Genomic DNA, 25,894 nt, shown 5'->3' with positions numbered 1-25,894 from the left:
CGCCGCTCCTGCTCTTCCCCTCGTGCCGCTTGAGGCTGAGCCAAGGGGAGAATGATGTTAAGCGCCGCCAGGAAGCATTCCTTCCCCGGATGGCAACCCCCTCTGGGCACTTCCATGCAATGCCTTCAGTAGGCATTGCTGGCATTGCCACATTGCCGTTGCGCGCCTTCAGCCAGTGCAGGCGTCAATCCGTTCCTGGACAGCCTGATGGCATTTTTTGCATACCGCCAATGTCTGCCCGTCGGACTTCGTCCGGATGTAGAGCAGCTTGATACGCGTGCTAGCACAGACGGGGCAGGTTCCTCTCCCGCGCGCCGGCAGCCTCCACAGCGATTTTCCCCGTTTATTTTTCGCCATGCTTCCTCTCACCTTCCCTCCCTCATGCTCCGCGCGAGGACACCCCCGCAACCGGTTCGTTTACGGGTATGACACAGGAGCGCCAAATATGCCGCAGGATTTCGGCGGCGCGCATTTTTCGCATCGTATCCGGCCAAGACATGGTATGATAAAAGAAAAAGCTTGTTAGCTTGTTAAGGAGAGGTATGCTCATGAATCAAGTTCGTATCCTTACAGACAGCGCGATCGACCTTCCCCCGTCCGTCCTCGAGGAGCTGAACATCACGGTGCTGCCGATAATCGTAACTCTCGATCAGAATCAATACGAGGACGGCGTTACTATACAACCGAAGAAAATGTTCGACGGCATGCGCCAAGGGCTGGTGTACAAGACTTCCCAGGTTCCCATGGAGCGGTTCCAGCAGACCTTCACGGCCATCGCGGAAACCGGCGAAGAAGCGATCTACATCGCCTTCTCTTCCGAGTTATCGGGTACATACGCGTCCTCACGGATGATGCTCGACATGGTGAAGGATGATTATCCTGACGCAGCGATAGATATCATCGATTCCAAATGCGCCTCCATGGGCTTCGGCCTCGTCGTCGAACAAGCGGCGCGCTGGGCGGCCGATGGCATGTCCCGCGAGCGTCTCGTGTCCAAGGTGCGTGCCTTGGCAGCAGGGCTGGAGCATGTATTCACCGTGGATGATCTGGAATACTTGTATCGCGGCGGGCGGGTAAGCAAATCTTCCGCCGTTATCGGGGGCTTGCTGAACATTAAGCCGGTGCTGCACGTGGAGGATGGCAAGCTTATCCCTGTAGACAAGGTCAGAGGAAGGAAGAAATCGATCCAGCGGCTGGCAGACCTGATGGAGCAGCGCGCCAATCTGGAGGACAAGGATCAACTGATCGGCATCGCTCACGGCGACGACACGGAAGCGCTGGAGATGCTCAAGCAAATCATCAACGAGCGGTTCGGTATGCATAACATTATGACCGGATCGATCGGCTGCGCGATCGGTGCCCATTCCGGGCCGGGGACGCTCGCCCTGTTCTTCCGCAGCCGCAACTATACGGAAGCCGATTAATCCGGCAATAACAGAAGCCCCGCTCCGAAGGAAGCGGGGCATTGCTTTTATTTGATAGGCTCAGGCGACAATCGTCTCCTCATCGGACTCCTGCGTCTTCGCCTCCGCCGGCTGCTGCTTCACGCCATTGAACAGCAGATTCATGACGAGCGCGGTGAACGTCCCTGCGACGATCCCATTATCGGTCAGAATCCGCACCGTGTCAGGCAAGCTGTCGAAGATGCCCGGCGCAACCGTGACGCCAAGCCCTATCCCGACCGAGCACGCGATGACGAACAGATTCTCGTGACGGTTCAGGTCGACTTGGGAACCAATCATGCGCAGACCGCTGGAGATGACCATGCCGAACATCGCGACCATCGCCCCGCCCAGCACCGAATCGGGAATAAGCAGCGTAAGCGCGGCGATTTTCGGCACGAAGCCGAGCAGCATGAGCAGGCCCCCCGCGACGACGATGACGTCCCGCGTCTTGACGCGGCTCATCTGGATAAGGCCGACATTTTGCGAGAAGGTCGTGTACGGGAACGCATTGAACAATCCGCCGATGAAGATGGCCAGCCCTTCGGCCCGATAGCCGCGGGCCAGGTCCTTCGAATCGAGATCGCGGTCCACGATCTTGCTCAAAGCCATGAATACGCCAGTCGACTCGGCGATGCCGACCATCGCGACGATAATCATCGTTAATATCGCTGTCGGATTGAACTTCGGCGTTCCGAAATAGAATGGCTGCACGGCATGGAACCAGCTGGCATCCAACACTGGGGCAATATCGACCTTGCCCATCAGGGCTGCGGCCAACGTTCCGATCAGCAGGCCGATCAAGACCGAGATCGCACGCATGAAACCTTTCGAAAATTTATTAAGCAGTACGATAAATATCAGAACGCCGAACCCGAGCATCAGATTGTCCGGGCTCCCGAAGTCGGGACTTCCCTGTCCACCGCCAAGATTGCCGAAGGCAACCGGAATGAGCGTAATGCCGATAATGGTGACGACCGGACCGGTCACGACCGGCGGGAAAAAGCGAATCATCTTCCCGAACCATCCGCCGAACAGAATGACGAACAGGCCCATCGCCAATATCGACCCGTAAATATACGGTATGCCGTACTGCGAACCGATGGCGATCATCGGCATGACTGCCTGGAAGGCGCAGCCGAGGACGACCGGGAGGCCGATTCCGAAGAAGCGGTTCGTAAAGACTTGCAGCAGCGTCGCGATGCCGCACATGAGCAGATCGATCGCGACGAGATAGGTTGTCTGTTCCTGGGTGAATCCGAGCTGACTGCTGACGATCAGCGGCACGATGACCGCGCCGGCGTACATCGCCAGCACATGCTGGAGACCGAGCGAGAAGGTCTTCAGCGGGTGGCGGTGCTGTTGGAACACCTTGTTGTCCACCATGCTCATTCGGCGGCCACCTCCTGCGTCTCATCGACGAAGGTCACGGTTCCGTCCGTCAGCGACGCGACGCGGACCAGCGATTCGACGCGGTAGCCGGCAGCCAGCAAATGATCGCGGCCCGGCTGGAACGACTTCTCAATGACGATGCCGAAGCCGACGACAGCCGCCCCTGCCTGTTCCACGATGCGGGCCAGGCCGGAGGCCGCTTCGCCGTTCGCGAGGAAATCATCGATGATGATGACGCGATCATCCGGCGATAGGAATTTTTTGGATACGGTCACTTCATTCGTCTCTTGCTTCGTGAAGGAGTATACCTTCTCGACAAATATATCGTCCCGCAATGTCAGCGACTTCTGCTTTCTCGCGAAGATGAGCGGCACATTGAGCTCCAGCGCCGTCATTAAGCCGGGCGCGATGCCTGACGATTCGATCGTCAGCACCTTCGTAATCCGCTCGCCGTCGTAGCGCTTCACGAATTCTTCCCCAATCTCCTTCATAAGCACCGGATCCATCTGATGGTTCAAGAACGAATCTACCTTAAGCACGCGGTCGCTTAGCACCAATCCCTCTTGCTGCACTTTGTCCTGAAGCCGTTTCACTGATTACGTTCCCCTTTCGATAATGGCAGCCTGTCCGTCTTTTTCCGGTATTCGATGCACCATGCCAATGGCAAAAAGCCCGCGCCACACATTTCACAAGGAAATGAGAGCCACAGGCTTGGAGAACCGCTCCGAATCATGCCTGCTTGCGGCATGATCGATCACGGCAGCAGGCCGGTAAACGGCGCGGCGCGCCCTTCACGGCAAGCTGTCGAATCGGGTTCCCGTAGTCCAATCATTTCCGGTGATCGGGTAGAAACATGCAGGCCGATTCCTGCACATATACGAGAATAAAGAGTCGCTGCTAATAATAGGCGTCTTCCCCTGCCGGCATCGGTACAGGAAGTCGCATTGTGTCGATCGAATATGTCGAGAAGTATACAACAAGTTCGCTGGAATGGGAAGAGAAAATTTCTGAAAATCAATCACGCCCGCATGATGCGCTTGCCCGGGAGACTGAACCGAGGCTGCCCTGCATCGCCCTTTTCCCCCGCATCCGAGACAAGGATTGAAAACGAAGCTTGACAGTAGCGAATTGTTGTAACTATAATGGTTACAACGGTTGACTTTCATAGGCCTGATGCAAAGTGAATTTGTGAATATGTTGTACCTGAATAGGTTACAACATAGGTAGCATGATGAATCGATGACAAGAAAAGGAGCGATTTCCATGAATATCGGAATTATCGGAGCAACCGGCAAAGCCGGCAGCCGGATTATGGCTGAAGCATTGGAGCGCGGACATCAAGTAACCGCGATTGTAAGAGACGCGTCGAAGCTTGCGGATTTGTCCACGCCGCGCGTATTGGAGAAAGACGTGTTCCAGCTTACCGCAGACGACCTGCGTCCCTTCGACGTCATCGTCAATGCATTCGGGGCGGCACCGGGCAGCGAACATCTTCATGTCGAAGCCGGACGTGTGCTGATTGAGGCGCTGAAGGATGTTCCGAACACCAGATTGATCGTCGTGGGCGGAGCAGGCAGCCTGTTCGCCGATGAACAAGGAACGGTCCGCGTCATGGATACGCCGGACTTCCCAGCGGACTACCTCCCGACCGCCCAGAATCAAGGAGAAAATCTGGAGGATCTGCGGGCCAGCTCCATCAACTGGACGTTCATCAGCCCTTCCGCCTTCTTCGATCCGGAAGGACCGCGCACAGGCAAGTACGTGACAGGTAAAGACCAGCTTCTCATCAACGCGGCGGGACAAAGCTATGTCAGCTATGCCGACTATGCGATCGCCGTCGTGGACGAGCTCGAGCAGTCTCGTCATCTGAAGCAACGTTTCACCGTCGGCTCGGAATCGAAATAACACACCTAGACAGGGGGGCGGCAAGCCCCTCTTTTTTTGGGGGCCGCCAGGACGCAGGAATCCGTACAATCCCGCGTCAGCCGGATGCAGGCCGTCATCGGATTCACCTCTTCCTCCTGCAGGCATGCATCATAGCACGGATTGCATTTCTTCATGCATTTGGGGCATTCCCGGATGCATTTTCATCATCGGTTAGTGATATGGCTAGGCCTCCTGTTCATGGCTGTCTCATTCCATGGTGCGGCTTCGTCATCGCGCCTATCTCGTTTTTTATATCATGTATCCGAAAATGAAACCTCCTCCTCCATCCGCAAGCCTGGCCACGCAGCAAAGGGATGGCCCCCAGACCATCCCCTCCCTCTATTGCGTCTCACTGACGCCGTTCGGTTACGGGGTATCCCCGAACAAGCTCATCTGCTCCCACTCCGGTCCGATAGACGGAGCTTGCATATCGAGCAGACGCATCAACTGAAGTGCATTCGGAGCGGCGTCGCCGCCGGAATTATTATTGAAAATAACGCAGCACTGCGCCGTCTCGGCCAGCATCGCCACCAGCCGCTCCTTCCATTCCAGCAGCTCCTGCTCGTTATAGCGGTACAAATAGCGGACATCCCGCCAGTTCGCTTGCCCCTGCGATTGCCAGCCGGATGCGTTCCGGCCGTGCAGGCGAATCAGTGTCTGCCCTTTGTCAGTCGGCACCGGCACGATCGGAATCGAGCCTTCTCCGGCTTGCGGCTCGTCGCAGACGCTGTGAATCCAGCCTTCCTCGCGCATGAACGCCAACGTCCGCGCGCGCATCTCCGGCGTGAACCAGCTCTGGTGCCGGAACTCGAGCGTCACCGGCAGCGAGCCCATCCACTGGCGAGTGCGGCGCAGGATGTCGACATGCCTACGCACGCAGTGGAACCAGGGCGGGTACTGGAACAGCACGGAGTGCAGCTTCCCGGAGGCATGCAGCACCTCGACCGCCTCGCGGCAGGCCTGGAACATCGCTTGCGCATTATCATACGGGATGCGGCCCCGCGTATGGCCCGTCATCCCCTGGTACGCCTTGACGACGAAGCGGAATCCGTCCGGAGTCTGGGCCGCCCAGCTCTCCATCCGCTCCGGCGACGGGATCGCGTAGAAGGAGCTGTCCATCTCGACGACAGGGAACCGCTTGGCGTACTCCGCCAGCTTCTCCGTCCCCTTCGTTCCCGGCGGGTAAATATCATGATCCCCCCAGCCGGCCAGTCCAATCTGAATGCGTTCCGATACGAGTTGTTCGGTCATGTCCGGCATAGCTATCGACTCCACTCATTCACTGAAGTTGTTGTCCGCATCATGCAGATACCCGTATCATATCATAAGCACATTCAGGACAGCCATTGCTCCAGATGCGCCTTGACGAACGCATCATCGTTCCAATGCGGATAATCCCGCTGGATGCGGTCGATCTCCTCCGCCTGGCCCGGAGAGAGCGTCTCCTCCGGATTGAGGCACCATATGCCCGGCAGCAGCCCCTGCCGGCGAAGCACCTCGTGAATTCCGGGAATGCAGCCGGCGAACTGGTAAGCCGCATCGAATAGCACCGCGTTGCAATCGGTCACTTCAATATTGCGGGTCAGCCATTCGGGGTCGATCCCGCCGGAAGTTCGCGCTGCCTTAATCGACGCCAGCATCTCGGCCGCCTTGTGCGTCCAGACGGCCCAATGGCCGAGCAGCCCGCCGACGATGCGCTTCTCCACCGTCTGTCCGTTCACCTGGAACCGGAACACGGTCAGCAGATCATTGATAATGTTGTCGTCATTGCCGGTATAGAGCGCAATCTCATCGCGCCGCGGCGACTCGCATACCGCGCGCACGACGTCGATCGTCTGGTAGCGGTTGAAGAGCGCCATCTTGATGGCGACGACACCGGGAATGTCAGCGAACGCTCTCCAGAACGAATAGCTGAACAGCCGGCCGCCCACCGACGGCTGCAAATAAAAGCCGAACACCGGCATGACCGCGGCAACCCGTCTTGTCCGCTCCAGCAGCTCCTCTTCGGAATAGCCGGCCAGCCCGCCCATGCTCAGCAGACCAGCATGATAACCAAGACCGCGAGCCGTCTCAGCTTCTTCCACCGCCTGCTCTGTTGGCCCGCATAATCCGGCGACCATCAGGAACGGTCTTGCGATCCGGGCCTGCTCGACTTCCTCCACCGCCAAGGCAAGCACCTTCTCATAGAGACGATGCTTCGGGTCGCGGATTTCGAACTGCGTCGAATGCACGCCGATGGCGATGCCGCCGGCGCCCGAAGCCGCATAATAGCGGGTCAGCGCCCGCTGATAGCGCTCATCCAGCTGCCTGTGTTCGTTCAAAGCCAACGGGTGGGCAGGAATGCACAGGCCGTCGCGCAGCGCCCGCGTCAGCTCTTCTGTCCAGTTCACAGCCATGTCAGAATTTACCCTCCCGTTCCTGGAAATGCGTCGGCTTGTTAATCGTCTTGCCGTCCTGCTTCACCCATGCCGCCGTCCAGTCGAACAGCGTCTGCAGGGCCACGGAAAGATATCCGAACCGCTGCATGGTCGATGACGCGTTGCTGAGCAGAGCCTCGGAGGCCTCCTCAGACGTATAGATCGGCTGCTTGCCAAGCCGTCTTCCCAGCTCTTCGGCCGCATAACGGACCGACACCGTCTCCGAACCAGTCACGTTATAGATGGCCGGCGGCGTATCGCAAGCGAGCAAGGCCCGGATCGCAACCTCATTGGCATCTCCCTGCCAGATGCAGTTGAAATGGCCCATCGTCAGATCGACCGGTTGTCCGGACGCTACCGACTTCGTAATTTCAAGCATGACGCCATAACGTAAATCGATGGCATAGTTCAACCGGTAAATGCAAATCGGTGTCCCGTACTGCCTCGAAAAGTGCTCGAACATCCGTTCACGGCCGAGGCAGGATTGTCCGTATTCGCCGACCGGCGCCGGGGACTGGCTCTCGGGAGCTCCGCCCTGCTTCACCGGCGTAAGCGGATACACATTGCCAGTAGAGAAGACGACGATGCGGGATGACCTGAACTTCTGGGCGACCCGTCCCGGCAAGTACGTGTTCATCGCCCAGGTCAGATGCTCCTTCCCGGTCGTTCCGAACTTGGTGCCGGCCATGAAGATGACATTCGGCACATCAGGCAGCGCCTGCAGCGCATCGTCATCCAGCAGATCGCAGGAGATCGCCTCTACCCCGCTCGCAGCCAGCTTATCCATCAGACCCGCTTTAGAGAAGCGGGATACGGCGTACACCTTTTTCTCCACGCCGGCTGCACGTATCGCCTCGACCGCCAGCTTCGCCAGTGTAGGGCCCATCTTGCCTCCCGCGCCAAGCACCATAATATCACCATCCAGACGGCGTACGTCCTCGATCAGCCGCTGGGATGGAATAGAGAGCACTTGTTCCAATTGTTCTTCCGAATGAATCAGCGGTTGCTCCGCTTGAATCAACACGGGTATTCCTCCTTCCGATGAGTAGCTTCATAATCTGTGTTGCTACTTCAATCATACGGGCGGCCCGCGAAGGAAAACAAATCTTTAAATCGTCTAAAAATGGTTCTGTGACAGATTCAGACAAAATGGCAATCGCGTGCGACCACAGATTCCTTACGCATAGCAGAATTACATAACATATGTTACTATATTATAGTTAGTGTTAAAGCTATGGATAAATCAAGGCTGACTCAGCCCATGCTACTCAAGTAGACAATAGGAAGGATGATTATCAATATGAACCAACAGCACGCTGCGGCAACGGCTGCCGAGACGATGCACGCCCGGCATTCGGTGCGGAAATATGTTCCGGGCGTACGCATACCGGAAGCAGACATGAATGAAATACTGCGCTTGGCCGGAACGGCCCCGTCCTCATGGAATTTGCAGCATTGGCGCTTTTTGGTGATCGAGGAAGAGGAGAACAAGCGGGCCTTACTCCCGATCGCGAACAATCAACAGCAGATCGTCGACTGCTCCGCGGTCGTCGCCATTCTGGGCGACACACAAGCGAATCGGGTCGCTGCCGACATCTACGGCGCCCAGCTGGCGGCGGGTTCGATTACGCAGCAGGTGCATGACACGCTGGTCGGCAATATTAATCGAGCTTATGCGTCATCGCCTCAAGTCGGCGTAGAGGAAGCGATCCGTAATGGTGCCCTGGCCGCCATGCAGCTTATGCTCGCAGCAACCGCTGCAGGGTACGCCACATGTCCGATCGGCGGCTTCCGCCGGGACGAGCTGATCAAGACATTCCGCATTCCGGAGCGGTATGTCCCGGTCATGCTCGTAACGATCGGGCAATCGGCTGCACCTGCCCATCCGACCGGGCGCTTCCCGCTGGAACAGACCGTCATTCGGGAACGGTTCCCGGAGCAATCGTAATTACTCTAGCGCATATCGAAGCGCCGATTCCCTCAACAGGGAACCGGCGCTTCTGCGCATATGACAACGTGCCGGCATGCGGAACACCGGGGCGCATCATGCGTCACACCGGTTGACTCCACCGCATCTTCACATGCAGCTCGCAGCAATCGTTCGGATCCGTATCGGGCCGCAGGGCGATCTGAATGACGGCCGGTGTCACTTTGACCACAATCGGGACCGAGATCCCCGTTGAGCGAAGCAGCCGCAGCACCTCCTGGTTATGGCCGCGCTGGGCGGCATCCATAACCGAGGCGGCCAGCTTCCGATCCCCCTCAATGGCGGACAACAGCTTGAGCGCTTGCCGCGACAGGTGCTTCGATGTCGATGCGGAGGCGACGAACTTATCCGGCTTCACCGCTGGATAGGGATCGGGCCTGGAGACTGAAGTTGTTCCGCTTGCTGCCACGCTCCCGGATGCGGAGGGATAACGGGGTCCGGGCACATAAGGCGCCATGGCGGACACTCCTTACATTGACTAATACATCAGCCTATGCGCGAGGAGGCTGGCCGGTGCGGAACAATTTGGCGGAACGCCGCCATCGCCGCCGCCTAAGGTCATGAACAAGTCAGAAGATGCTCCATTCAAATCGTTCAGAGAGCATGGCCAGCATGTGCACGCCAGCCACGCTATTTCCCTTCTCATTGAGCGCCGGACCATAAACGCCGATGCCCAGCTGGCCTGGAATGAGCGCCATGATGCCCCCGGACACGCCGCTCTTCGCCGGAATCCCGGCTTCAAGCGCGAATTCGCCCGACGCGTTGTACATCCCGCATGTCGTCATGAACGAACTCGCGATCTGAACATATTTTCTCGGAATATAACAATGTCCCGTCGCCGGGTCGCAACCCCGGTTCGCCAGCACGAGCGCCATCCGCGCCAGCTGGCATGTCCGGACCTCGATGGCGCATTGCCGGAAATAGACGTCGAGCGTCGCTTCCACGTCCCCTTCCAAAATGCCGTTGTCCTTCAAATAATAAGCCAGCGAACGGTTCCGGTAAGCGGTCTCCCGTTCGCTCTCGTAGATTCGCTTGTTCCAGGTGATGCTGGGATCGTCCGCGAGCATCCGGACAAATTCCAGCAGCCGTTCCGATTTCTCCTCCGGTGTCCGGCCTTCGATCAATGAGGCGATCGCGATCGCTCCCGCATTGATGAACGGGTTGAACGGCTTCCCGGGATCGACCAGCTCCAGCTTCAAAATCGAATTAAAATCATCGCCGGTCGGCTCCTTGCCCACCTTCGCGAAGACCCCAGCCTCGCCGCTGTCCAAGAGCGCGAGCAGGAGCGAAAACACCTTCGACACGCTCTGCATCGTGAACGGCTCCTCCGTCTCCCCCGCCTTCACTCGTTCTCCCCGCATCCCGCACAGCGAGATGCCAAGCGCATCCGGTCTTGCCTCAGCGAGACCCGGAATATAGGTAGCCACTTCGCCGGCGGCCGCCATCCGGCGGCTCTCCTCCAGCCACTGCGGCAGCCCCCGCTCCAAGTCGTTCCAATGTGCTGCTATCACACCGCGTCATCCTTCCCTTGCTTCACGCAATCATGTCCATAGCGTGTCTTGGCAGGCGGCATTCCATACACTCCCTGCGCGCCCCTGGCGCCATTCGATCCGGGGAATGCCGCACTTACCCCTAACGCTTATCCGTGACCGAGCCTGACAGCTTGTCCCGGATCCGGCTCTCATACCGGTAATATGCTTCATTCGCTGTCCAGCCGCGATCTTCCGACATCTTGGCCAGCCGTACCTGGCGCTCCGTCAGACGCCGGCGGATGCCGTCGCGGGCTTCCGTATCCGTGCAGGCCGAGAGCAATTGCTCCAGCCGGACAATCTCCTGGCGCAGCTTCTGCCGCTCCGGCAGCAGACCCGCATGATCCAACAGCAAATAACCCGCACGCAGATGCTCCGGCACATGCGACAGATCCTGCAGCTTCAACGGCTTGCCCTTGCCCTGCAAGTCGTCGAAGACGCCTTCTTCTATCGCCGCTTCGATTTTGCGCTCGGCAATCCAGCTCAGTATGCTCATCTGCGTTCCCCCTATAGATTTCTGAAATACTTAACCAGCTCCATGAACAGAGGCTTCACTTATTTTACACGAAGTGCCCGCCTCTTTTAAGTTGATGATAACAACGCGAAACTCATCCACGAACCGGTCTGCGAAATAATCGCCCCGCTCATCGAATTCGCAATGTAATTGCGGAATGCACAACGGGTCGCCTTGGCTTTGCGTAAAGATTTCGAATACTCCTCTCTCCGTTGCCAGCATTTCCGCGGTCCACATCCATTATCACTCCCTCCGTTCGAATCCACCCGGCCTGACCGAATCCTATAACAAGCCGCCATTTCTCCATTAAAAAACCGAAGCTCCCGTTGCGGGAACTCCGGTCTTGTGCATCCCCATGTTGCTATATTCCATGGCAGCAGGCGGCGCGGTGCCTGTTATCTTCGCGCTGCTGCCGTGCGCAAAGGTTAGTGCAGCCGCCCCGTCCAGTCCGGCTCATGGGTCAGCATGAACTGCTCTGTCGTCAAATAGAGCGGAATCGACGGCTTCTCTTTTAAATAATGCCGTTCGATCAGCTTGTCGTAATGAACTTGGCGGTTCCGGGTTCCCGGAATGACCGGCAAATCATCGTGATTGTCCAAATAATCGTCAACTGCCGCCTGCACGACGTCAAGGGACAGCGGAATATGCTTGTCTTGTTCCTCAAAAATCTCATAGGTCATACGGGACATATAAAAGCGCTGATCCGAAATTCCGCCGAGGTAACGCTTCAATCGGGACAAATCAATGCTTTGGTCGGGACGGAGCAGCGTGGTTCGGGGTATTTGCTCCTGCATATCCTGCTCATACTGGAGCACCGCCCGCTTCACCTCGTCCAACGTAACATGAACCACTTCTTGCCGGGGGGCAGAAGGCTTGCGTCGCTTGAACCACCGCATCATCGAACCCACCTTTCTCCCGTTCCTGTCTAGTATTCAGGAAACAAGTATATTGTATTCGCTTACAGTTCCATTATAACATGGAATGCCTTTGCTTTCCTCTGTTTTCGGACCTATTTACAGAGGTAATAGATAGCAAAAACGAGCGCTTGCCCGCTCACGGCAGGAACAGCCTGCTGGTAAGGACGGGACAAACGCTGGAATATAGAGAGGAGTTGCGCACATGGACAAGCAGCACCAACACGCGCCGCTCCATTGGATGGTGTCGCCATCGTAACCGGAGCCGAGTCTGGCATCGGACGCGCCGCCGCCCTCCACTTGGCGGAAGCGGGCCAGGTCGCCTTCGCCAAGATGGCGGCGCTTGAACTGGCCCGCTATCGGATTCGCGTGAATGTCATCTGCCCTGGGCCATTGAGACCCATATCACAGAGAATACGGATCGCAGAACGTCCGTAGACCGCATCACGATCCCGGTCGAGTATCCCCAGGGCAGCCAGCCGCTTGAACATGGGCCCGGCAAGCCCGAGCAGGTCGCCGATCTGGTGGCATTCCTCGTATCGGATGCCTCCAGCCATATTACCGGCGCCCAGATCGTCATTAACGGAGCGGAATCGCTCCTGTACACATCGGGCCGCCCGGCCGCCGCGCACCCGTGAAGTCGAATGCGCGGTTACGGGACGCGCGATGATGAGAGGCACGGCTGTCCAGGCAAGGCTAGGCTATCCCCACCGCGGCTTCATGGCCCCGTAAGCCGCAGCCAGCCTCGCCCGTGACCGGCCCGCTTACCGCTTCGCTGCCGCGGAACGGGCTTGGCGCACCGACACCGTCGCTTCCACCATATGCTTGAGCGCGGCAACAGTCTCTGGCTCATTGCGCGTCTTGAGTCCGCAATCCGGGTTAATCCAGAACGACTCGGCCGGCAGCACCGTCAGCGCGGTCTCAATGAAGCGCTCGATCTCCCCGACGGATGGGACGCGCGGACTGTGAATATCATAGACGCCCAGGCCGATGCCGAGCTCATACCGCTCCTTCCGCAGCGTATCAACCATGTCTCCGCCGCTGCGCGCCGTCTCCAGCGAGATGACATCCGCATCCATGCGGCGAATCGTCTCCACCATATCGGAGAAATCGCAGTAGCACATATGCGTATGAATCTGCGTCTCCGGCACGGCCCCATTCGTCGCCAGCAGGAACGCGAGCACCGCCCATTCCCGGTAACGCGCCGCATCCTCGGCCTTCAGGGGCATCCCTTCCTTCATGGCCGGCTCATCGACCTGGATCATGCCGATTCCCGCCTGCTCCAGCTCCTTAATCTCCTGGCGGAGCGCGTAAGCAAGCTGATAAGCGCACTGCTCACGCGGAACATCGTCGCGCACGAAGGACCAGTTGAGAATCGTGACCGGCCCGGTCAGCATTCCCTTCACAGGCCGCTTCGTCAATGATTGGGCATACGCCGTCTCCGCTACGGTCATCGCTTCGCGGAAGTCGACATCGCCGTACAGAATTGGCGGCTTGACACAGCGGGAGCCATATGACTGCACCCACCCGAACTTCGTGAAGACGAAGCCGTCCAGCTTCTCCCCGAAATATTCGACCATATCCGTACGCTCGAATTCACCGTGCACGAGCACATCGAGGCCGATCTCTTCCTGAATCCGCACCCAACGCTCGATTTCCTGGCGCAGGAACGACTCATACGCCTCGGTGCTCCATTCGCCCTTGCGGAAGCGGAGCCGCGCCTTGCGAATCTCCGCCGTCTGCGGAAGACTGCCAATCGTCGTCGTCGGCAGCAGGGGCAGCTCCGGCCAACGGCGGCGCTGCGCTTCGCGCCGCTGCTCATACAGCGCGCGGCGGCCATCGGCCTCCGCATCCCGGATCAGGCCCTCCACCGCCTCGACGACATGCGGACGCTTCCGCAACGGCTCCTCGCGCCAGGCGAGAACGGTGGCCGCGCTCGCTTCCAGCAGCGCCGCGCTCTCCGCCGTCGGCTCGGACAGATGGGCGGCCAGCCGCACCGTCTCGGCCACCTTCTCGTCCGCGAACGCAAGCGCCCCGCGGATATACCCCGGCAGCGCCTCCTCCCGCTCCGCCGTCAACGGCACATGCAGCAGACTGCAGGACGGCTGTACGATCCAGTGCGACCGCGGCACGATCGGTTCAATCGACTCCAGCCAGGTTGCCGCCGCAAGCAAGTCGGTCCGCCAAATATTGCGCCCGTCAATGATGCCGAAGGCGACGCGCTTCCCGGACGGAATGCCGGTCTGGCGAAGCGCCGCTTCGTTGCGCTCTTTCCCGTGGACGAAGTCGAGGCCGTAGACATCCACCGGGAGCTGCAGGAACGAATCGAGTCCCGAGACCGAATCGAAATACGTCTGCACCCAGATGGTCAAGCCCGGTGCCGCTTGGCGGAGCCGCTCGTACACGGCTTGAGCCGCCTGCCAATCGTCCGCCGTCATCGGCTTCACGAAGGCCGGTTCATCGAGCTGCACGCAGGAGACCCCTTCCGCCTCCAGTTCATGCAATATCCGGCCGTACACCTCAGCGAACTGATCAAGCACCTGACGGCGCTCGCCTTGCGGGATGCCCTTGATGAAGCGGACATAGGTGTACGGGCCGACCAGGACCGGCTTCCCTTCGATGCCCAGCTTCTCCTTCGCTCTCCGGTAAGAGGCGAGCGGCCGATTCTCGGTCAGCACCGGTGGCTTCCCTTCCCATTCCGGAACGATATAGTGATAGTTTGTATTGAACCATTTGGTCATCTCGCAGGCGACCGCCGTCTCCGTGCCGCGCGCGAGCGCGAAGATCAGATCCGCCGTAATCGGACCGCCCTCGTAGCCGAACCGTTCCGGGCTCAGCCCGAACATCGCCGTCATATCGAGAACATGATCATACCATGAGAAATCATTGACAGGAATGAAATCGATGCCTTCCTCCTTCAGCTTCGCCAGACGAAGCAGCTCAATCCGCTCCATCTCCGCCTCCAACTCGCTTAACGTCAGCTTGCCTGCCCAATACTGCTCCAACGCCTTCTTCCATTCCCGGTCGTATCCGATGCGCGGATACCCGGATACACTCGTCATCACTTGCCCTTTTGCCATGTCGCGTCTCCTCTCCTTAGCGGAACTTCCTAGCGGGAGTACAGGGAAAACAAATTCAATAATTCTTATCCGTTAACAAGGAATTAAAATCGCAATGCACCCTGCCGCGGGTCTTCATGCTCCTTCGGGACCGGCTGCTTCCCGCTTTGGACGCACATAGCCGCTATCACCATGCGCAAAAAAGGACATCCCAGCCAGAAGCAAAGAGATGTCCCGTAAACGTCCGTAACGGAGCATTGAATAATACCCGACCATGCACATGCGTGCATGCGAACCGAGCTATCCAGTCTACGAACACTTCCCTATCTCCCGTAGGTACAAACAGTGCTGTCAGAACAGGCAGGTCTCCTGGCTTCAGCGTCATCGGTGGCGGCAGCCTTCCCGGTCAATCGACCAGTGGCTTCATAAGCCGCGCCTCGTCTGTCACAGTGGCGGGACCGCGCCGGCTTCGAACCGGCTTCCCTATTAAGCTTTGCCGTTACGCAAAGCACCTGTTCCCGTATGTTGTTAATCCGGACTCCGCCTCAGCACAGGCGGCCGTCCGATTGAGAATGATTATATACGCAAGCGCGCGGAATGACAAGTTCTTTTTGCCTTATGCATTTCATAGGTCAAGGCGTACTCTTGTCAACCGGTACAAGAAAAATCAGGACGAGATTGCTTTCGTAAGGCCACAGGTGATAACAGAGGCGGATGCGTTATCGGTCGAAACATACATCACTTTCCGCACGCCATTTTCGATTGCCGATCAAGCACGTTTTTCGTCCCGATGATGTTCGTTTGCAACGCATTTTCCGATTGCTCTTCGCCGATTGGAGCATACGACAAGTTCGTGCGAACAACGAAAAAAGACTGCCAGGAATGTGATCCCGGCAGTCTTGCTTCCAACTGCAATGCTTCTATTCTTATCCATCATCGCGACGGAGGACAATCTCTCCTGTAACGCGTCCGTCAGATCGCCATCCCGTCATGGACGATGACGATGTCCTCGCCGTTCGCATCCAGCACCAGCTCGCGGTTGTCCAGGAACCACAGATCGTTCTCCTCCATGAAGAAGGTAATTCCGTCTACCGTCTCCGACACTGCCGGATGCTGCGGCTCATCCTTCATTATGCCGAAGGAATAGGGCCCGGATGCACTGAATCCGCTATATCGTACGAAGATGCGCACGGTATCCCCTGCTGTATAGCCCCAATCAGATTGAAAGCGTTGCATCGCTTCCGCTGTCACCCGTAAGTGCATGCTCGTTCCCCCTTAACCTTATGACCGTAATCCGATCATACCATGCGGGCACGGCCTTGAAAACCTTGACTTTCCGGTTACAATTTGACACGCTGCAGTCGGAGCGCATTGAGCACCACCGATACGGAGCTGAAGGCCATCGCCGCGCCCGCAAGCCAAGGAGCCAGCAGGCCGGCTGCCGCCACCGGGATGCCCAGACTGTTGTAGACGAGCGCCCAGAACAGATTCTGCTTGATGTTCCGCATCGTCCGCCGGCTCATCTCCATCGCGTCGGCGATGCCGTTCAGGTCTCCGCGCATCAGCGTGACGCCGGCCGTCTCCATCGCCACATCCGTTCCGGTGCCGATCGCGAACCCGATATCGGCCGCCGCGAGCGCCGGCGCATCGTTGATGCCGTCGCCCACCATCGCGACGACGGTGCCGTTCTGCTGCAGCTCGCGGACATGCTGCGCCTTCTGTTCGGGAAGGACCTCGGCGAACACGTCGTCCAGCCCGACCTGGGCGGAGATGGCCTGCGCCGTTCGCTCATTGTCCCCCGTCATCATGACGACGCGGATGCCCATGCCGTGCAGGCGGCTGATCGCTGCCTTCGAGGATGCCTTCACCTGATCCGCTACGGCCACGATGCCTTCCCAGAGCCCGTCAACCGCGACGAGCATCGCCGTCTTACCTTCGATCTCCAGCCGCTGCAGCTCCGCTTCGGCTTCCTCTGCATCAATGCCCTGCCTCCGCAGCAGGTTCCGCGTGCCGATGACGATATCATGCCCATCAACCCGAGCCATAATGCCGAAGCCGGGCTCCGCCTGGAACGATTCCGGCGTAAGCGCCGGCAGGCCCCAGGCATCAAGACCCTTCACGATCGCCTGGGCGAGCGGATGCTCCGATCGCCGCTCGGCGGCAGCCACCAAGAGCGCCAGCTCTTGCTCGCGTTCTGGCTCATTCGCGATGAAGTCAGTCAGGGAAGGCTCGCCCTCGGTTACGGTGCCCGTCTTGTCAAGCACGACGGTCTGCACCCGGTACGCTCCTTCTAGCTGCTCGCCCCCGCGGAACAGAATGCCGTATTCCGCGGCACGCCCCGTCCCCGCCATAATCGAGGTCGGCGTAGCCAGACCGAGCGCGCAAGGACAGGCGATCACGAGCACGGCAATCAGCTTCTCCAGCGCTTCCCCGAAGTTGCCGGGCACAATCGCGAAGTACCACAGACCGAAGACGACAACGGCGATACCGACGACGATCGGTACGAAGACGCCGGATATTTTGTCGGCAATGCGCTGTATCGGCGCCTTCGAGCCTTGCGCTTCCTCGACGATGCGGATAATTTGCGCCAGCGCGGTCTCGGCGCCGACCTGCGTCGCTTCCATCGTGAAGGCGCCCTGGGCGTTCACCGTCGCGCCATACACGCGGTCGCCCGGCTGCTTCTCGACCGGAACGCTCTCGCCGGTGAGCATCGATTCGTCGATCGTCGATGTGCCGTCAAGCACGATGCCGTCGACCGCTATCTTCGAACCCGGCCGGACGATGACGCGGTCGCCGACCTGCACATCATCCACCGGCACCTCCTGCTCGATGCCGTCGCGGATGACAGTGGCCGTCTTCGCCCGCAGGCCGATCAAGGCGCGTATCGCTTGCGAAGAACGGCCCTTGGCCGCCGCTTCGAACCATTTCCCGAGCAGGATAAGGGTAATCAGCACCGCACTCGTCTCGAAGTACATGTCCGGATGATGGGTTCCCCCCCGTACCCATTCCCATACGAGATAGACGCTATAGAAATAGGCTGCTGACGTTCCGAGCGCGACGAGCACGTCCATATTTGCGCTGCCGTTGCGCAGCGCCTTGTACGCCCCGCTGTAGAAGCGGGCGCCGATAATGAACTGTACGGGTGCGGCCAATATCATCTGCACCCATGGATTCATGAACCATTCCGGCACCCAGATCCACGAGGTGAACGAGAAGTGCCCTACCATCGACCAGAGCAGCGGCACCGACAAGATAGCGGAGATAATGAACGAGTTGCGCAGCCGCAACGCGGTCCGGTTCGGCGCCCCCTCCGCTCCCGCTTCCCCCGTCTTCACCTTGCCTTTATAGCCGAGCTGTTCGATCTTGCGCAATATATCTTCCGGACGCAAGCCGGTGAAGGTAATTAGGGCCGATTCGGCGGCCAGATTGACATTGGCGGAGTCGACCCCAGGCAGACGCTTCAACCCTTTCTCAATCCGGGTCGCGCACGCCGCACAAGTCATCCCTTCGATGTCCACATCAAGCGTCTCCGCCGGAACCTTGTAGCCCAGCTTCTCAATCTTATCTGTAACCTGCTGAAGCGAGAGCTGTCCTTCGTCATATTCCACCGTCGCTTGCTCTGCCGCCAAATTCACGTTCGCCTTCACGACGCCGTCCATCCGGCTCAATCCCTTTTCGATCCGGGTCGCGCAAGCAGCGCAGGTCATGCCTTCGATTTTGACGGTCTGCTGCTTGGATGCCATTCTGTGTCACTCCTTTTATTCAGTATACCCCTACACCCTATATTCCAAGCGAAAAAGAAAACTCCCCGCAAGGAGTTCCTGTATAATGGATGGATGCTAACGGCTAAACCCGCTTCCGCCGCTTAAGAAACGACGTCGTAGCCTTGATCCTCGATCGCTTCCCGAATCTTCTCCGGCTGAACCTTCGCCGCATCGTACGTAATCTTCACCTGCTTGGAGCCCAGATCGACCTGCGCCTTGCCGCCGGCCTCCTGAACCGCCTTCTCGACCGCCTGCTTGCAGTGTCCGCATGTCATGCCTTCTACCTTCCAATTTACTTCAGTCATTGTCAATTCCTCCTCAGGATGGATTAGAGGTTGTGCAAAAGGTCCGACCTTTTTGAACACGCCCTACTATTTCAATAATTTGTGTATCGTAACGAGCAGCTCATCAATGACTTCATCATCGCCTTCTTGAAGCCGTTCAATAACGCAGCTCTTCATATGGCCTTCGAGCAGGAGCCGTCCGACGGAATATAACGCCGATTGGATCGACGCGATCTGATGCAGCACCTCATCGCAATACGTATCCTTATCGATCATCGACTTGACGCCGCGCACTTGCCCTTCAATACGGTTCAGACGGTGAATCAGCTTCTTCTTCATCTCGGCCGAATGATGGCTCTTCCGTTCGCCCGTTGACTCGGGGCGATGGCAGGCCATCTCGCCAGCGCCTGCCTCTATGCCGTTGACTGATTCATCGTTGCTGATAAGCGCGTCTTCCCGGGAACTCATCTTATCACCACCTCTTGGACTCATCATAGCATACCCCCCTACCCTATTCAATACCTATTTTGATCAAGATTTTCATTTGAATTTGAATTGTTACCGGCAAATTGTTTACAATTTAAAGTATCAGCATGACTGCCGATACGTTGCACGCGGCCCTGTATATGCTTGAATTTACATACGTACACACGTATATAATAAGGAGGCGCCATCAATATGAGTGAATTCACGAAAGTTACACGCGTAGCGCTTATCGGATCCGGCTTCGTTGGTTCGAGCTACGCCTTTGCCCTGTTCAACCAAGGGCTGGCGGCCGAGCTGGTTATCATCGACGCCAACCAGCTGAAGGCCGAGGGAGACGCCATGGATTTGAATCATGGGCTGCCGTTTGCGTCCAATATGCGCATTTGGGCGGGCGATTACAGCGACTGTAAGGACGCGGACCTGGTCGTCATCACCGCAGGAGCCAATCAGGCTCCCGGAGAGACAAGACTCGATCTGATCGGTAAAAACGCAAGAATCTTCCAATCGATCGTGCAACAGGTCATGGAGAGCGGCTTCAATGGCTTGTTCCTTGTTGCGACGAATCCGGTTGATGTGCTTACGTATGCGACCTGGAAATATTCCGGCCTGCCGGCGAACCGCGTGATCGGGTCCGGCACGATTCTGGACACCGCCCGGCTGCGCTATCTGCTCGGCGAGCGCCTGGAGGTCGACCCGCGCAACGTCCACGCTTATATTATGGGCGAGCATGGCGACACGGAGCTTCCGGTATGGAGCAACGTCAGCATCGGCGGCCAGCCGCTGGCCGATTACCGCAAGACGCATGGCCAGCCGACCGATGAGGAGTTGAACCGCATCTTCATCAATGTCCGCGACGCGGCCTACCACATCATCGAGCGCAAAGGCGCCACCTACTACGGCATCGCCATGGGCTTGGCCCGACTCACGAAGGCCATCCTGAAGAACGAGAATTCCGTGCTCTCGGTCTCGACGCTGCTGAGCGGAGAATATGGGCTGGAGGATGTCTATCTCGGCGTTCCGGCGGTTGTCAACCGCCAGGGCATCCGCGAGATATACGAGCTTCATCTCTCCGAGGAGGAGAAGCAGAATCTCCATCACTCCGCTTCCGTGTTGAAGGAAGCAATCGCATCCATCTTCCCGTCCTGAGCCTGAGCGCGCCGGCATCCTGTCCGGCGCGCTTTGGCGCTTTATTGCGACGGCTGCGCCGTCCAGTCGAGCGCCGCCGGAACCCCTCCCGCGGATTCGGCGGCCGTGACCGCATTGATAATCGCGTAGGCCAGCGTCTCCGCGGCCCACATGCCGGCCAGATCGACCGAGGCGTCTACGCCTCCGGTCGCCATGGCGAACACCGTATCGCCGTCGAACATTGTATGCACCGGGAAGATTGTTCTCGCGAGCCCGGTATGCGCCATCTCCGCCACCTTGTTCATCTCCGTCTTCGTCAGATTGGCGTTGCAGGCGACGACCGCAATCGTCGTATTGGTGCCCGGCTTCATTCCGGCGAAAGGCTTGTCCAATCCGGTCAGATAACGAAGCGGCGCGAGGAAGCTGCCCGGCTCGTCCCCTCGTGCTCCCGCCGCCGTCCCGCCATGGCCCGGATGCCGGATCTCGCCCACCGCGTTCACCGCGACCGCCGCTCCGATGACGAGCCCGCTTGGCAGCTTCACGGAAGCGGTGCTGAAGCCGCCCTTCATGGACCGTTCCGGCCCCGCATACTTGCCGACGGTCGCTCCCATGCCAGCGCCGGCGTTGCCTTGTGCCGGAGGAGACGAGGAGGCAGACGCCGCTGCGGCATAGCCCATGGCGGCCGTCGGCGTCACATCGGGCCGGCCGATGGCGAGATCGAACAGAATCGCCCCCGGCACGATAGGGACCCTCCCTACCCCGACATCCAGCCCGATACCGCGCTCCCGTAAATACCGCATGACACCGTGAGCGGCTTCCAGTCCGAACGCGCTGCCCCCGCTCAGGCAGATCGCATGGACATGCGGAACCATCGCGGTAGGCTGAAGCAGCTCGGTCTCGCGCGTGCCGGGAGCGGATCCCCGCACATCGACGCCGCATACGGCGCCCTCCTCCGCCATGATGGCCGTGCAGCCTGTCAGTGCGGCCTCGTCCTGCGCATGCCCGAGCCGAATGCCCGGCACATCCGTAATGCTGCCGGGATAAGGCAGCGCCTGCCGCCCTTCATGATGTCCGTATAGTGATGTCATGAATGAAAAGTCCCCTTCCGCATATTGAAATGATCGTCTCTATAGCTTCGCGGCGGCGGCCGCCTCCTCCTTTTTTCATGGAACGAGATGGCCCTCCAGTCATCCTTCTATCCCGCTTCCGCCCGCGATAACAGGCTCAAGACGCCCGGCCGCAAGAAATAGTTGCTCTCCATGGCCGGTCTGGTCATAAAGAGAGAGATCTTTAATTTTCCCTAGTTGGAGGTGTTCCTATGAAAATGCGCGTATCTGCCGTCCAGTATCATCTGCATACGATCTCAACCTTCGATGCGTTCGTGTGACAGGTAGAACACTATATCCGGACAGCAGCGGAATACGAGGTGGAATTTCTTCTCTTTCCCGAGTTCATCATGACCCAGCTTATGTCGATTGGAACCGATGAGCGCGAGGCGCTCTCGATCGACGAGCTTCCCGGTTATACCGAAGCCTATCTTGAGTTTGGCCAAGCAATACGGCATGTATCTGATCGGGGGTACCCACGTCATCGAGCGGAAAGGCAAGCTGTACAATATGGCTCATCTGTTCCGCCCCGACGGCACCGTCGAAGAGCAGGCGAAGCTCCATATTACGCCAACCGAAGTCACGGAATGGAATATGGCCGCCGGGGACGGAGTACGCGTATTCCATACGGAGAAGGGCACCTTCGCCATTCTTACCTGCTATGATATTGAATTTCCTGAGATCGTCCGCATGGTGCGCGCCCAAGGGTCCGATGTCATCTTCTGCCCGTCGTGCACCGATGACCAGCAAGGCTTTTACCGGGTCCGCTACTGCTGCCATGCCCGGGCGATCGAGAACCAGTTGTACGTCGTCGCGACCGGGACCGTCCGCTCCTTGCCGACCGTTGATTTCATGCTGGCCAATTTCGGCCAGGCGGCCGTTATCGCCCCGAACGACATTCCGTTCCCGCCGCGCGGCATTCTCGTCGAAGGAGAGATTAATGACGATATGATCGTGACTACGGATCTGGATCTGTCCTTGCTGCAGCAAGTGAGAGAACGCGGCTCTGTGACGACCTGGCGCGATCGCCGCACGGATCTCTATCCGGATTGGTAAAGGGGGCAGCGACGATGCTACGCCAATCCATGTATGTGCAGCATGAAGGCAAGCCGAAGCGGCTGACAATCCGCAATTACCGTATGTCCGATATGGACGCGCTCATAGACATTCAACGCGCCTCGTTTCCGCCGCCCTTCCCCGAGGAACTGTGGTGAAACCCCGAGCAGATCGGGGAGCATGTGTCCCGCTTTCCGGCGGGGGCGCTCTGCGCCGAGATAGACGGGCAGGTCGTCGGTTCGATGACCGCCCTCGTGCTTCCGCCTGCTGCCGAAGCCGAGCATCTTCCCTGGGAAGCGGCGACGGACAACGGATATATCCGCCACCACGATCCGGCGGGGCGAACCTTGTATGTCGTCGATCTATGCGTCCGCCCCGAATACCGGAAGTATGGAATCGGGCAATGGATGATGCAGGCGATGTACGCCACGGTCGTCCACCTCCGTCTGGATCGGCTTCTGGGTGGAGCCCGCATGCCCGGCTACGGCGCCGTCGCGAATGAGATGACGGCCGAGCAATATGTGCAGGAGGTCCTGGAAGGCCGTCGGCACGATCCGGTCGTCAGCTTTTTGCTCCGCGGCGAACGGATGATGATGATCCGCCCGTGCGCGCCGATGTGCAGTCGCTCCGAAACGCCCTTCAAGGTCTGATAGGTTCGCAATTACATCTCTATATATTCTTCCAACGTTCCCGGCCATTACGTCTGTCTGCATCTCGTCTCATCCAGAACTCGAACTTCCAGATCTCCACTTCCTCCGGGCCGTAACAATTCAGGCCGTGATGCAGGAACCGGTCCACGAGCAGGCACCATCGGTCGATCGATTGCGGCGGATTGACGCAGCTTGCCTTGTAGAACACCTTCTTGCCCGGATCGGCAGCCAGGAAGGAAGGCATGAAGCCCAGCTCCTCGAACAGCTTGAGGCCGCCGGACAGCAAAAAGTCGAACAGTTGATCCGCGAAGTCGAACACTGGTCCACGAACTGGAAATTAATCGGGGCTGGTCCGCCTCGTCCGCATCGTATACCATCATCTCATCGTCGAAAATGCCATGAAATCGCAATTAGCGGAAGGGGTACACCCTCTCCACATGCCTCAGCTGATCCTGAACATCGGCATGCAAGCCTTCCTTGGCTTTTCCGATCGTAATCAACTGTTTCCACGTATGCCGGATCGGTTCGCCGGGGATGGACAGGTCCACTTCGCAGGCGGTCTCTCCCACCTCGCTAATATCATCATCCTCTGCACCAAGCGATTGGCTGCGCTGCAAATACTGATTGATAATCCCTAGCGCGCTGGATTGATTGAACGCCATATAGTTGGCCGATGGCTTTTTCATCTGCTCCACTAAAGCTGCATTATCTCTCGCCCTCTAGTCATCTGCTCCACTAAAGCTGCATTATCTCCCACCCCCTAGTCATCTGCTCCACTAATACTGCAAGAATGCAGCAATTTCATTGACATGAGTATGCGAAAATAGGATTGCTGCAAAAATACAGCAATTTCTCTACGGCAAGGCATAGATAGCGTTCAAAATGGCAAAATGATGTAATTTTGCAGGATTTCCTCGGAATTTTGCCTCTTGAGGCTAAAAATGCTGCGCCTGTGCAGCAATTTCATGTGGACCAGCTTGTCCTAACCTAACCTGCCCTGCCTTCCCCGGCCCCTCCCTTCATAAGAAAAAAGACTGTCGACAGGACTTTGTCGACAGTCTGGAAGAGGCGCCACAACCCGTGGCGCCTCTTTCTCATTTATGATGATTAGCATTCGTATCTTCCGCCTGTTCTCCAGAGACGGTTCAACGGTATGGAGTAGAATTGCCTCCACGCCAGATGCGGCTAGACAAGCCCGAACAGCCTGCGGCAGCGGCCTGGACGATCGGCAACGAAGCGTTCGACATTGCCCCTGTCCTTGATCGTGACATAGACGGTCCGCCCGTTCTCGCCGCCAAATGTCAGGTTCGTGCACTCCTTGCCCTGCAATTGAACCTCTTCGATCAGCTCCCCTGCCGGTGAGAAGATGGCTACGGTTCCTTTGCCGAACCGGGTTACGTACAGATAGCCCTCGACATCGCAGCGCATGCCGTCCAGACCGTAATCCGGGAACTCATGGAATAAGCGCTTATTCGATACATTCCCGTCCTCCGACAGATCATAGACCCAGATCCGGCGCTGCACGGACTCGTTCACATACAGCAGACGATCATCGGGACTGACCTCGATTCCGTTCGTCGTCCCCATTCCCGCTTCCAGCCGCGTCGTCTTCCCGTCCGGATCGATCCGCCACAGCTGCCCGGTCTCGTCTGCCCAGTTCGGATCGCTCGCGAACAGAACATCGCGCGATGAGATCGCGATGTCATTCGGCTGATTCATGGCCGGCTCCTCCGCCAGCACGTCCAGCCGCCGCTCTTGCCAGGAATAGCGGTAAATGCGGTGCCGCGTATAATCGGCCATGAACATGTCGCCCGCCCGATTGAACCGGATCCCGTTCGCAATGCTTCCTTCCGGGAGCTCCACAAAGACGCTGCTGACGCCTTTCGGGGTGACCTTCCCAATCGTGCCCTCCCGCTCGTAATTTACGGCATATAGATTGCCTTCCTTATCGCAGGCCGGCCCCTCGACGCCGCCCGTAAATCCGTGCGGCGGAGTGAACTGCTCGCTGCAGCGGCCTTGCCCCAGATCCTTCACAATCATCGTCCTCTCTCCCTGATCCGGACCAGAGAAGTTCGGCTGTCTGCACTATCTCGTCTCATCTATCGAACATCCCGTCCGCTGATTTGTTCCTCTGTTCGTTGCCTCATATTGTGCTATCGATGCTCCAAACCTTTTCCCCTATCGATTATCACAGAGTTGTTACCTTAATCTAGTATGCTACATTTGTTACGCTCTCGAAAATT

27 protein-coding genes, 2 pseudogenes and 2 riboswitches are annotated in these 25,894 nt (G+C 58.1%); of the genes and pseudogenes, 8 read left to right on the top strand and 21 right to left on the bottom strand.

The features are described from left to right. Positions 1–168: 168 nt before the first annotated feature. Complete coding sequence (locus DQX05_RS15315) at positions 169–357, bottom strand: hypothetical protein (protein ID WP_119794434.1); 189 nt, start codon at positions 355–357, stop codon at positions 169–171. 191 nt (positions 358–548) lie between these two features. Between DQX05_RS15315 and DQX05_RS15310 the strand changes: the two genes are divergently transcribed. Beyond that, positions 549–1,424: a DegV family protein gene (locus tag DQX05_RS15310; protein ID WP_119794433.1), complete on the top strand. Its 876-nt coding sequence runs from the start codon at positions 549–551 to the stop codon at positions 1,422–1,424. Positions 1,425–1,484: 60 nt separating this feature from the next. Here the strand turns inward: DQX05_RS15310 and DQX05_RS15305 are convergent, their stop codons facing one another. Both DQX05_RS15305 and DQX05_RS15300 read right to left on the bottom strand, forming a co-directional pair. Next, a complete protein-coding gene (locus DQX05_RS15305; protein WP_119794432.1) occupies positions 1,485–2,834 on the bottom strand; it encodes a nucleobase:cation symporter-2 family protein in 1,350 nt (449 codons plus the stop codon). Next, positions 2,831–3,427, bottom strand: a complete 597-nt coding sequence (locus tag DQX05_RS15300; RefSeq protein WP_087441334.1) for a xanthine phosphoribosyltransferase — start codon at positions 3,425–3,427, stop codon at positions 2,831–2,833. The genes DQX05_RS15305 and DQX05_RS15300 overlap by 4 nt, the downstream gene beginning before the upstream one ends. A gap of 207 nt (positions 3,428–3,634) precedes the next feature. Beyond that, positions 3,635–3,735, bottom strand: a riboswitch (purine riboswitch). A gap of 362 nt (positions 3,736–4,097) precedes the next feature. On the opposite strand from DQX05_RS15300, the gene DQX05_RS15295 reads away from it, so the two are divergent. Continuing rightward, positions 4,098–4,739 (top strand): NAD(P)-dependent oxidoreductase, encoded by a 642-nt coding sequence (locus DQX05_RS15295; RefSeq protein ID WP_119794431.1) that lies wholly within the window; start codon positions 4,098–4,100, stop codon positions 4,737–4,739. 5 nt (positions 4,740–4,744) lie between these two features. Here DQX05_RS15295 and DQX05_RS33430 read toward each other — a convergent pair whose 3' ends face one another. The 4 genes from DQX05_RS33430 to DQX05_RS15275 all read right to left on the bottom strand — a co-directional run bounded on the left by DQX05_RS33430 (position 4,745) and on the right by DQX05_RS15275 (position 8,174). Next, positions 4,745–4,915 carry a four-helix bundle copper-binding protein gene (locus tag DQX05_RS33430; RefSeq protein ID WP_472924370.1) on the bottom strand — a complete coding sequence of 57 codons (171 nt, stop codon included), beginning with the start codon at positions 4,913–4,915 and terminating at the stop codon, positions 4,745–4,747. A 211-nt stretch (positions 4,916–5,126) separates the two neighbouring features. Further along, positions 5,127–6,020: a DUF72 domain-containing protein gene (locus DQX05_RS15285; protein WP_119794430.1), complete on the bottom strand. Its 894-nt coding sequence runs from the start codon at positions 6,018–6,020 to the stop codon at positions 5,127–5,129. A gap of 74 nt (positions 6,021–6,094) precedes the next feature. Continuing rightward, positions 6,095–7,156, bottom strand: a complete 1,062-nt coding sequence (locus DQX05_RS15280) for a dihydrodipicolinate synthase family protein (protein ID WP_119794429.1) — start codon at positions 7,154–7,156, stop codon at positions 6,095–6,097. Between the two features lies 1 nt (position 7,157). Next, positions 7,158–8,174, bottom strand: coding sequence for an NAD-dependent epimerase/dehydratase family protein (locus tag DQX05_RS15275; protein WP_119794524.1), 1,017 nt, complete (start codon positions 8,172–8,174; stop codon positions 7,158–7,160). 303 nt (positions 8,175–8,477) lie between these two features. Between DQX05_RS15275 and DQX05_RS15270 the strand changes: the two genes are divergently transcribed. After that, on the top strand, positions 8,478–9,125 hold the full coding sequence (locus tag DQX05_RS15270; protein ID WP_119794523.1) for a nitroreductase family protein: 648 nt from the start codon (positions 8,478–8,480) through the stop codon (positions 9,123–9,125). Between the two features lie 103 nt (positions 9,126–9,228). On the opposite strand, the gene DQX05_RS15265 is transcribed toward DQX05_RS15270, so the two are convergent. The 5 genes from DQX05_RS15265 to DQX05_RS15245 all read right to left on the bottom strand — a co-directional run bounded on the left by DQX05_RS15265 (position 9,229) and on the right by DQX05_RS15245 (position 12,103). After that, a complete protein-coding gene (locus tag DQX05_RS15265) occupies positions 9,229–9,621 on the bottom strand; it encodes a YuzC family spore coat inner layer protein (RefSeq protein WP_119794428.1) in 393 nt (130 codons plus the stop codon). A 112-nt stretch (positions 9,622–9,733) separates the two neighbouring features. Continuing rightward, positions 9,734–10,675 carry a glutaminase A gene (glsA, locus tag DQX05_RS15260; protein WP_119794427.1) on the bottom strand — a complete coding sequence of 314 codons (942 nt, stop codon included), beginning with the start codon at positions 10,673–10,675 and terminating at the stop codon, positions 9,734–9,736. Positions 10,676–10,796: 121 nt separating this feature from the next. Then, complete coding sequence (locus DQX05_RS15255) at positions 10,797–11,189, bottom strand: DnaJ family domain-containing protein (RefSeq protein WP_119794426.1); 393 nt, start codon at positions 11,187–11,189, stop codon at positions 10,797–10,799. A gap of 30 nt (positions 11,190–11,219) precedes the next feature. After that, positions 11,220–11,444: a hypothetical protein gene (locus tag DQX05_RS15250; RefSeq protein WP_119794425.1), complete on the bottom strand. Its 225-nt coding sequence runs from the start codon at positions 11,442–11,444 to the stop codon at positions 11,220–11,222. A 188-nt stretch (positions 11,445–11,632) separates the two neighbouring features. Beyond that, positions 11,633–12,103: a DUF3939 domain-containing protein gene (locus DQX05_RS15245; protein WP_119794424.1), complete on the bottom strand. Its 471-nt coding sequence runs from the start codon at positions 12,101–12,103 to the stop codon at positions 11,633–11,635. Positions 12,104–12,427: 324 nt separating this feature from the next. Between DQX05_RS15245 and DQX05_RS15240 the strand changes: the two are divergent. Next, positions 12,428–12,759, top strand: a pseudogene (locus DQX05_RS15240) (SDR family oxidoreductase); the annotation flags it as partial. 126 nt (positions 12,760–12,885) lie between these two features. Here DQX05_RS15240 and metE read toward each other — a convergent pair. The 5 genes from metE to DQX05_RS15215 form a co-directional block, all read right to left on the bottom strand. After that, the gene (gene metE / locus DQX05_RS15235; RefSeq protein WP_119794423.1) at positions 12,886–15,201 is read right to left on the bottom strand and encodes a 5-methyltetrahydropteroyltriglutamate--homocysteine S-methyltransferase; all 2,316 of its coding nucleotides are present in this window, start codon (positions 15,199–15,201) and stop codon (positions 12,886–12,888) included. 321 nt (positions 15,202–15,522) lie between these two features. Then, a riboswitch (cobalamin riboswitch) is annotated at positions 15,523–15,711 on the bottom strand. Positions 15,712–16,152: 441 nt separating this feature from the next. Next, on the bottom strand, positions 16,153–16,443 hold the full coding sequence (locus DQX05_RS15230) for a HesB/YadR/YfhF family protein (RefSeq protein WP_119794422.1): 291 nt from the start codon (positions 16,441–16,443) through the stop codon (positions 16,153–16,155). 77 nt (positions 16,444–16,520) lie between these two features. Continuing rightward, positions 16,521–18,923, bottom strand: coding sequence for a heavy metal translocating P-type ATPase (locus DQX05_RS15225; RefSeq protein ID WP_119794421.1), 2,403 nt, complete (start codon positions 18,921–18,923; stop codon positions 16,521–16,523). Between the two features lie 122 nt (positions 18,924–19,045). Then, positions 19,046–19,249, bottom strand: coding sequence for a copper ion binding protein (locus DQX05_RS15220; protein ID WP_119794420.1), 204 nt, complete (start codon positions 19,247–19,249; stop codon positions 19,046–19,048). A gap of 66 nt (positions 19,250–19,315) precedes the next feature. Beyond that, on the bottom strand, positions 19,316–19,696 hold the full coding sequence (locus DQX05_RS15215) for a metal-sensitive transcriptional regulator (RefSeq protein ID WP_119794419.1): 381 nt from the start codon (positions 19,694–19,696) through the stop codon (positions 19,316–19,318). 210 nt (positions 19,697–19,906) lie between these two features. Here DQX05_RS15215 and DQX05_RS15210 point away from each other — a divergent pair, with 210 nt between their 5' ends. Further along, positions 19,907–20,860, top strand: a complete 954-nt coding sequence (locus tag DQX05_RS15210) for an L-lactate dehydrogenase (RefSeq protein ID WP_119794418.1) — start codon at positions 19,907–19,909, stop codon at positions 20,858–20,860. A 41-nt stretch (positions 20,861–20,901) separates the two neighbouring features. On the opposite strand, the gene DQX05_RS15205 is transcribed toward DQX05_RS15210, so the two are convergent. Continuing rightward, complete coding sequence (locus tag DQX05_RS15205) at positions 20,902–21,927, bottom strand: P1 family peptidase (RefSeq protein ID WP_119794417.1); 1,026 nt, start codon at positions 21,925–21,927, stop codon at positions 20,902–20,904. 230 nt (positions 21,928–22,157) lie between these two features. On the opposite strand from DQX05_RS15205, the pseudogene DQX05_RS15200 reads away from it, so the two are divergent. The 3 genes and pseudogenes from DQX05_RS15200 to DQX05_RS15195 all read left to right on the top strand — a co-directional run bounded on the left by DQX05_RS15200 (position 22,158) and on the right by DQX05_RS15195 (position 23,651). Beyond that, positions 22,158–23,001, top strand: a pseudogene (locus DQX05_RS15200) (carbon-nitrogen hydrolase family protein). A 14-nt stretch (positions 23,002–23,015) separates the two neighbouring features. Then, the gene (locus tag DQX05_RS32150) at positions 23,016–23,159 is read left to right on the top strand and encodes a hypothetical protein (RefSeq protein ID WP_259392016.1); all 144 of its coding nucleotides are present in this window, start codon (positions 23,016–23,018) and stop codon (positions 23,157–23,159) included. A gap of 24 nt (positions 23,160–23,183) precedes the next feature. Further along, complete coding sequence (locus DQX05_RS15195; RefSeq protein WP_259392015.1) at positions 23,184–23,651, top strand: GNAT family N-acetyltransferase; 468 nt, start codon at positions 23,184–23,186, stop codon at positions 23,649–23,651. Between the two features lie 19 nt (positions 23,652–23,670). Here DQX05_RS15195 and DQX05_RS32145 read toward each other — a convergent pair whose 3' ends face one another. From DQX05_RS32145 to DQX05_RS15185, 3 genes are all read right to left on the bottom strand, one after another. Further along, positions 23,671–23,970: a GH39 family glycosyl hydrolase gene (locus DQX05_RS32145; protein ID WP_259392014.1), complete on the bottom strand. Its 300-nt coding sequence runs from the start codon at positions 23,968–23,970 to the stop codon at positions 23,671–23,673. 91 nt (positions 23,971–24,061) lie between these two features. Then, complete coding sequence (locus tag DQX05_RS32140) at positions 24,062–24,337, bottom strand: hypothetical protein (RefSeq protein WP_259392013.1); 276 nt, start codon at positions 24,335–24,337, stop codon at positions 24,062–24,064. 499 nt (positions 24,338–24,836) lie between these two features. Continuing rightward, positions 24,837–25,691 (bottom strand): SMP-30/gluconolactonase/LRE family protein, encoded by an 855-nt coding sequence (locus DQX05_RS15185; RefSeq protein WP_119794416.1) that lies wholly within the window; start codon positions 25,689–25,691, stop codon positions 24,837–24,839. Between the last annotated feature and the right edge of the window lie 203 nt (positions 25,692–25,894).

The sequence above is a fragment of the Paenibacillus thiaminolyticus genome (assembly GCF_003591545.1).
GTDB lineage: Bacteria > Bacillota > Bacilli > Paenibacillales > Paenibacillaceae > Paenibacillus_B > Paenibacillus_B thiaminolyticus_A.
Note: the sequence above shows the minus strand (reverse complement) of the source record. Positions and strands in the feature narration are given on the sequence as shown.

Excerpts from the sequence above, each read along its gene's own strand:
- DQX05_RS15295 (WP_119794431.1), top strand. The coding sequence starts at position 4,098 with ATGAATATCGGAATTATCGGAGCAACCGGCAAAGCCGGCAGCCGGATT.
- DQX05_RS15270 (WP_119794523.1), top strand. The coding sequence starts at position 8,478 with ATGAACCAACAGCACGCTGCGGCAACGGCTGCCGAGACGATGCACGCC.
- DQX05_RS15305 (WP_119794432.1), bottom strand. The coding sequence starts at position 2,834 with ATGAGCATGGTGGACAACAAGGTGTTCCAACAGCACCGCCACCCGCTG.
- DQX05_RS15215 (WP_119794419.1), bottom strand. The coding sequence starts at position 19,696 with ATGAGTTCCCGGGAAGACGCGCTTATCAGCAACGATGAATCAGTCAAC.
- DQX05_RS15220 (WP_119794420.1), bottom strand. The coding sequence starts at position 19,249 with ATGACTGAAGTAAATTGGAAGGTAGAAGGCATGACATGCGGACACTGC.
- DQX05_RS15185 (WP_119794416.1), bottom strand. The coding sequence starts at position 25,691 with ATGATTGTGAAGGATCTGGGGCAAGGCCGCTGCAGCGAGCAGTTCACT.
- DQX05_RS15225 (WP_119794421.1), bottom strand. The coding sequence starts at position 18,923 with ATGGCATCCAAGCAGCAGACCGTCAAAATCGAAGGCATGACCTGCGCT.
- DQX05_RS32140 (WP_259392013.1), bottom strand. The coding sequence starts at position 24,337 with ATGAAAAAGCCATCGGCCAACTATATGGCGTTCAATCAATCCAGCGCG.
- DQX05_RS15205 (WP_119794417.1), bottom strand. The coding sequence starts at position 21,927 with ATGACATCACTATACGGACATCATGAAGGGCGGCAGGCGCTGCCTTAT.
- DQX05_RS15315 (WP_119794434.1), bottom strand. The coding sequence starts at position 357 with ATGGCGAAAAATAAACGGGGAAAATCGCTGTGGAGGCTGCCGGCGCGC.
- DQX05_RS15285 (WP_119794430.1), bottom strand. The coding sequence starts at position 6,020 with ATGCCGGACATGACCGAACAACTCGTATCGGAACGCATTCAGATTGGA.
- DQX05_RS15210 (WP_119794418.1), top strand. The coding sequence starts at position 19,907 with ATGAGTGAATTCACGAAAGTTACACGCGTAGCGCTTATCGGATCCGGC.
- DQX05_RS15255 (WP_119794426.1), bottom strand. The coding sequence starts at position 11,189 with ATGAGCATACTGAGCTGGATTGCCGAGCGCAAAATCGAAGCGGCGATA.
- DQX05_RS15245 (WP_119794424.1), bottom strand. The coding sequence starts at position 12,103 with ATGCGGTGGTTCAAGCGACGCAAGCCTTCTGCCCCCCGGCAAGAAGTG.
- DQX05_RS15230 (WP_119794422.1), bottom strand. The coding sequence starts at position 16,443 with ATGCACTTACGGGTGACAGCGGAAGCGATGCAACGCTTTCAATCTGAT.
- DQX05_RS15280 (WP_119794429.1), bottom strand. The coding sequence starts at position 7,156 with ATGGCTGTGAACTGGACAGAAGAGCTGACGCGGGCGCTGCGCGACGGC.
- DQX05_RS15310 (WP_119794433.1), top strand. The coding sequence starts at position 549 with ATGAATCAAGTTCGTATCCTTACAGACAGCGCGATCGACCTTCCCCCG.
- DQX05_RS32150 (WP_259392016.1), top strand. The coding sequence starts at position 23,016 with ATGCTACGCCAATCCATGTATGTGCAGCATGAAGGCAAGCCGAAGCGG.
- DQX05_RS15250 (WP_119794425.1), bottom strand. The coding sequence starts at position 11,444 with ATGTGGACCGCGGAAATGCTGGCAACGGAGAGAGGAGTATTCGAAATC.
- DQX05_RS15265 (WP_119794428.1), bottom strand. The coding sequence starts at position 9,621 with ATGGCGCCTTATGTGCCCGGACCCCGTTATCCCTCCGCATCCGGGAGC.
- metE (WP_119794423.1), bottom strand. The coding sequence starts at position 15,201 with ATGGCAAAAGGGCAAGTGATGACGAGTGTATCCGGGTATCCGCGCATC.